Origin of the sequence: Microbacterium sp. MYb62, from assembly GCF_002979475.1 — a bacterium.
Classification (GTDB): domain Bacteria; phylum Actinomycetota; class Actinomycetes; order Actinomycetales; family Microbacteriaceae; genus Microbacterium.
Genome location: NZ_PCOY01000045.1, coordinates 1 through 5,521, shown reverse-complemented (window position 1 = coordinate 5,521; position 5,521 = coordinate 1). Strand labels below are relative to the sequence as shown.

Sequence of the window (5,521 nt, the reverse complement as noted above, 5' to 3'; positions counted from 1 at the left end):
CATCCACCGGTTCCGCGCTCATGTGGAGTCACCTCCCCGGAGGTCCTGCTCAGCCTCTCGCAGTCCGCCGAAGATCTCTCGCGATTCCCCCCAGCGTCCTCGTCCGGTGATTGCCTTCCGGGCTACTGCGCGCGCCATTGCGACCACGACTGTGACGCGACCGGTCCACCGATTGAAATGCCGAGCTTGGAACAACATCGTATTTCGCCCGAGCAGCCGCGGGGGGATACCGCTCGACCGCTGGTGGCTGACGGCGTCAGGCACCCAGACGACACGATGACCGGCCCGGGAGAGTCGGACGTGAAGATCTGTCTCCTCGAAGTAGAGGAAGTAGGACTCGTCGAACCGGAAGCGACTCAGCAGCTCCGTGCGATATAGGACGAGTGCGCCGTCCAGCCACTCGCGATCCTGCGGAGGACTGCCCGGCGCAGCGAGAGCGCGACGGTGATCTGCCTGATGAAGCCAGCGGGAGATGTATCCGCCAGTGGACCAGACCTCATCCGTACCGTCAATCATGAGCGTCGGCCCAGCCGCGGCGACCTGGTCATCGCTCATCGCATCCACAAGCATCGTCAGCGCGGCAGCTGAGATTCTCGTCTCGTGCGACGCGACTACCGTCAGCGCTCGCGAGCCTGGTAGCTGACTCAGCACCCTTACTCCATGATTCGCTGCGGCCGCGTATCCCCGGTTCTCCATCCTGACGACGTGAACGTTCTCGGACAGGTCAAGGGGAGGGTCTGAAAGGGGGGAGTTGTCAATGACGACGATATGTTGGGGCGTCACGCCAGCAGAGATGGCATCCCGAACCACTTCGATCACCGTTTCGGGGCTCCGGTGGTGGACGATCACGAACTGGACATCGGTTTCCGGGGTCATGCCGGCTGCCTCGATCGCCAACGCAACCCTGCGGGATAGCCCGCCATCTTCGCGAGGTCGCCCGCAATGACGATGAGCGGGACGAGCGCGAGCGCCGGGACCACCCCGCGGCCGAACGCTTTCCGACGTCCGAACACGCGGCGCCAGAACTTTTCCAGATACGCGGCAGCGCAGACTGCGAGGGCGACGAGTGTCCACGGTGTCAGGAGCGAAAGAACGGCGAGCGTCAAGCCGGCGGTATACGCCACGTATCGTGCAAAATGCCGCTTCCGCCAGAGGCCTGCCTTCCCGTCGCCGCGGGCGTATCGGTAGTACTGCTTCATGAACGCCCGAAGCGTCGGCCGTGCGGACCACGAAACGAGTGCTGCCGGCTCAAAAAGAAGCACGAAACCGGCGTCTTTCATGGCGATGTCGAAGAGCAGGTCCTCGCAGTAGTCCAGCCATTCGGGGTATCCGCCTACCGCTGCCCAGGCTTCGCGAGTGAAGGAGATCGAGCGGCTTGAAGGCAGGAAGCGTTCGGGATCGATCTCGGCCAGTGCGGGGGTGATGGTGAAGGCGATCGCCCGCTGAAGCAGCGTGTCACCAACAGGATAGAAGAACCCACTCACCACGTCCGCATCGTGGGACGACGCGGCGTGTAGAAGCGCCGTAACCCATCCGGGGTCGACTTCTGTGCCTGCATCCGTGACCAGGATGCGGTCGTGGCGAGCTGCGGCGATCGCCTGATTCCTCCCGGCGGAGATGCCGGCACCGGGAGATTCGATCAGCGTCACCGTCACGCCGTGGGGGGGAGCCCAGGTGCGGATCGCCTCGGTCGTCCCATCTGTGGAGCCGCCATCAACGATGACGATCTCCGCTGGCAAAGTGGTCTGGCCTCGGAGGGAGTCTAGGAACGCGCTAATGGTCGTGGACTCGTTGAGGACCGTGATGACCAGCGAAGCCTCCGCGACGCTCATCCGGCATTCCTCGTCTCGAGCGGGGGAAAGACCGCCTCGGTGATGGTGCTATGCATCCGCTCGACTGCCGGTGCGCTCAACAGAAGCGATGGATAGCGCGCATAGAACTTCGTCATCGATGCGATCTCCCGTCGCCAGGGCATGAGGCGGAAGCCGCCGGCCGTCTCTCTCGCCCACCCATGCAGCAGTTGCGCCGTCGGAATCAGAAGCACGGGAACATCGGCGCTCCAGCTACGCATACCGAGGTCGGAATCTTCGTAGTACAGGAAAAAGTAAGGATCCCATCCGCCGATCCGGTCGATCTCCCGGCGATGACCGAGTACCGCTGCGCCCATCAGCCAGACCACCGGGCGTGCCTCATCACCCTCGCCAAACAATTGATACCGCTGATCATCGCCGCGGAGGCGATTACGGACTTTCGCCGCGAGGGTTGGAAAGCCTCGGCCATTGGGCTGAAGGGAGCCGTCAGCATTGAGGAGCTGTGGCCCCACGATCGCCCGGTGGTCTTGGGCGGCTTTCGCGAGCGTCTGAAGAGCCCTGGTATCGGGGCGCACGTCGGGGTTGAGGAATCCGATGAAGTCGGCCGAGGCCGCCCGGTAGCCGACGTTGTTGGCGTAGGAGAAACCGTTGTTGTCCTTGAGTGCGATCACACGGGCACCTAGCGCCCGTGCAACGTCCGCAGTGTCGTCGGTGGACGCATTATCCACCACGATCCACTCGATGGCCTCGAGCTCTGCGTACGCGGCCCAGAAGCGCTCGAGGACACGCGCACTGTTGTAGGTCACAGTGACCAGCGAGCACCATGGGGCAGCGGAGGAGGCCGCACGCGGCGGGATGTCTGCAGTCATAGCTTTCTGGTGTCGGATGCCTCGGCGGGCGCCCGTTTGAAACGGAGGATGCTCGTCGTCACCGACGAGCCGCCGCGAGGCTTCGGGCTACGCGAAAGCCTAGCGCGTGTCTGCCGTACCGATATGTCGCACGCCGCGGGTGTCGGGCAGTGGTGCTCGCGCCCTCGATACCCCGCGTCCGCGAGCTGGCGAAAACTGCTGCCGGGACCCGATATTCTGCTGTGACAGCATAAGAGGGCCGAGGGCGCCCGGAGGGTACACATGGCCTTCGCGTTGTCCCCTCCGCCGGCATGGGCGCCGGATGCTGCCGGAGCGACTCGTCACGGGTCGTCAGACCAGGGGAGCGGGCAGTGTTGGCTGATGCAACGACGGGCAGTCGCAAAGGGGTCGGCCAGCGTTGGCCGCGTCGATATGCGCTCAGGTTACGCTTCACCGACGCCGCAGTACTCACGGCCACTCTCGCCGTCTACTTCCTCCTCGCGTCGGCCTTGGGAGAGCCGCTCAGCACGGTGTCCTGGCCCGGCGACCTCGAGATTCCCTATGCGATCGTTCTGCCCGTCATCGGCCTGATCTGGATGTTCGCGCTCGATGCGGCCGACAGCCTCGACGACCACGTCATCGGCCACGGCACCACCGAGTACGACCGCGTGTTCCGTGCGACGCTCGCGGCGTGCGCCCTGGTCATCGCCGTGGCGTTCTTCTTCCGCCTCGATCTCGCACGGGTGATCTTCCTCGTGGTCTTCCCGGTGGGGTTGGTCCTACTGATGCTCACGCGATGGATGTGGCGCCAATGGTTGCGTGGACGTCAGCGCTCCGGCCAGTACGAGTACCGCACCGTCGTGATCGGCGAGACCCGCAAGGCGGAGCACATCATCAAGACGCTGAACGGTGCGGACGGTACGGGGATGAAGGTCATCGGCGTCCTCACCGAGCAGGCGAACGGGATGATGGTCGACGGAGTTCCGGTACTCGGCGAGTTCGCGGAGCTCGAGCGAGTGGCCGCGCAGCTCGACGTCGACACGGTCGTCTTCGCCGGCGCTGACCAGATGTCCCCGAAGACCATCCGCCGCATCGGGTGGAACATGGCTGACCTCGACATCGACTGGATCGTGGTCCCCTCTCTCACCGATGTCGCCGGCCCTCGCATCCACTCACGTCCTGTCGCCGGGTTGCCGCTCGTGCACGTCTCGTTCCCGCGGCTCGACGGTGCACGTCGATTCCTCAAACGGGGCTTCGACATCGTCGGATCCGCGGCGCTCATCATCCTCCTCTCGCCGGTCCTGCTCGCCGTGGCGACGGCGGTCAGGTTCACCAGTCCCGGTCCCGTGCTGTACAGCCAGGAGCGCATCGGCCGCAATGGAGTTCCGTTCCGAATGCTCAAGTTCCGTTCGATGGTGACCGACGCGGACGACCGTCTCGCGGAGCTGCTCGAAGCGCAGGGCCGCAGCGACCAGCCGCTGTTCAAGATCGAAGACGACCCGCGGGTGACACCGGTCGGACGGTTCATCCGCAAGTACTCCCTCGATGAGCTCCCGCAACTGTTCAATGTGCTCCGCGGCGAGATGAGTCTCGTCGGTCCGCGCCCGCAGCGCGAGGCCGAGGTGGCGCTCTACGACCACGCCGCGCACCGGCGTCTGATGGTGAAGCCCGGCATGAGCGGACTCTGGCAGGTGAGCGGGCGCTCCACGCTCTCCTGGGAGGACACGATCCGACTCGATCTCTACTACGTCGAGAACTGGTCGTTCATGCAGGACATCGTCATCCTCTTCCGCACGGTCAAGGCTGTGACGGCTCCGGGAGCTTCCGCGCACTGATCAGCGTTCTGCAAGGGACGAGACGCTAGTATCGGGCGAATCTAAGGAGCACATCATCACCAGTCATCACCGTCCTCGGACCCGACGGGAAGCTCGCATGGCGGCTGCTGCGGCGGAAGCGAGCGAAGGGCCTACGGAACCGAAAACGGCCCGCGAAGCACGTGGCGGCTCGTCGGTACGCAAGCGGCGGCGGTGGCCGTGGATCGTGTTCCCCATCCTCGGTCTCCTCCTCATCGTGGCGGTGGTGGGCGGGATCTTCGTGCTGCAGGCGCTGACGGTGCGCGACAACCTCCAGGCGGCGAAGGGGCAGATCTCTCAGGTCGTGCCGCTGGTCAAGGCCGGCGACACCGCCGGCGTGCAGAAGGTCGCGGATGAAGTGCTCACTCTCACGACCGAGGCGAACGACATCGTCGGCAACCCGCTGTGGCAGGTCGCCGGTGCCGTCCCCTTCGTCGGCGAGAACGTCTCCGCGGTGAGCGAGACCACCATGGCGACCCATGTGCTGGTGCGCGATGCGATGCCGATCGCGCTCGACCTGCTCGCCAAGACGGACGTGAAGAACCTGATGGTCGAGGGCGGAGGGATCAATCTCCAGCCGTTCCGCGACATGCAGCCACAGCTCCCGGCACTGCGGGCCGCGTTCGACGAGGCGAAGGCGCACGTCGATCAGATCGATCGCGATGCGATCCTGCCGTTCGTCGACGAGAACATCGGACAGCTGGTCGACATCGTCGATCAGGCGGTGCCGATGCTCGGTCTTGCGGAGAAGTACCTTCCGAACGTGCTCAGCGTGCTCGGCGACGGGGGAGTGCGCACCTATGCGATCCTCTTCCAGAACAACGCCGAGAGCCGCGCGACCGGTGGCAACCCCGGCGCCGCGGCGATCCTGACCGTGGCCGATGGCCGGGTGCAGATGCGGGTGGACGCCGATGTCGCCCGATTCCTGCTGGAAGGGCGCGGAGGCGACTTCAGCCAGGAGATCGAGCCCCCCGAGAAGGCCCAGCTGTTCGAGGCAGCGGAGACGATG

General features: G+C 65.0%; 5 protein-coding genes. 2 read left to right on the top strand and 3 right to left on the bottom strand.

Annotation, left to right across the window (positions count from 1 at the left end):
- Window positions 1-18: 18 nt before the first annotated feature.
- The 3 genes from CQ042_RS20155 to CQ042_RS20145 are packed head-to-tail and all read right to left on the bottom strand — an operon-like array spanning window position 19 to window position 2,680.
- A complete protein-coding gene (locus CQ042_RS20155) occupies window positions 19-876 on the bottom strand; it encodes a glycosyltransferase family 2 protein (RefSeq protein ID WP_105672217.1) in 858 nt (285 codons plus the stop codon).
- On the bottom strand, window positions 873-1,832 hold the full coding sequence (locus CQ042_RS20150; RefSeq protein ID WP_105672216.1) for a glycosyltransferase: 960 nt from the start codon (window positions 1,830-1,832) through the stop codon (window positions 873-875). The genes CQ042_RS20155 and CQ042_RS20150 overlap by 4 nt, the downstream gene beginning before the upstream one ends.
- Window positions 1,829-2,680: a glycosyltransferase family 2 protein gene (locus CQ042_RS20145; RefSeq protein WP_105672215.1), complete on the bottom strand. Its 852-nt coding sequence runs from the start codon at window positions 2,678-2,680 to the stop codon at window positions 1,829-1,831. Before CQ042_RS20145 ends, CQ042_RS20150 begins: the two co-directional genes overlap by 4 nt.
- A 350-nt stretch (window positions 2,681-3,030) precedes the next feature.
- On the opposite strand from CQ042_RS20145, the gene CQ042_RS20140 reads away from it, so the two are divergent.
- Together CQ042_RS20140 and CQ042_RS20135 are read left to right on the top strand one after the other, a co-directional pair.
- Window positions 3,031-4,494 carry a sugar transferase gene (locus tag CQ042_RS20140; RefSeq protein ID WP_258132379.1) on the top strand — a complete coding sequence of 488 codons (1,464 nt, stop codon included), beginning with the start codon at window positions 3,031-3,033 and terminating at the stop codon, window positions 4,492-4,494.
- Window positions 4,495-4,699: 205 nt separating this feature from the next.
- On the top strand, window positions 4,700-5,521 hold an 822-nt coding region (locus CQ042_RS20135), incomplete at its 3' end, for a DUF4012 domain-containing protein (RefSeq protein ID WP_181157656.1).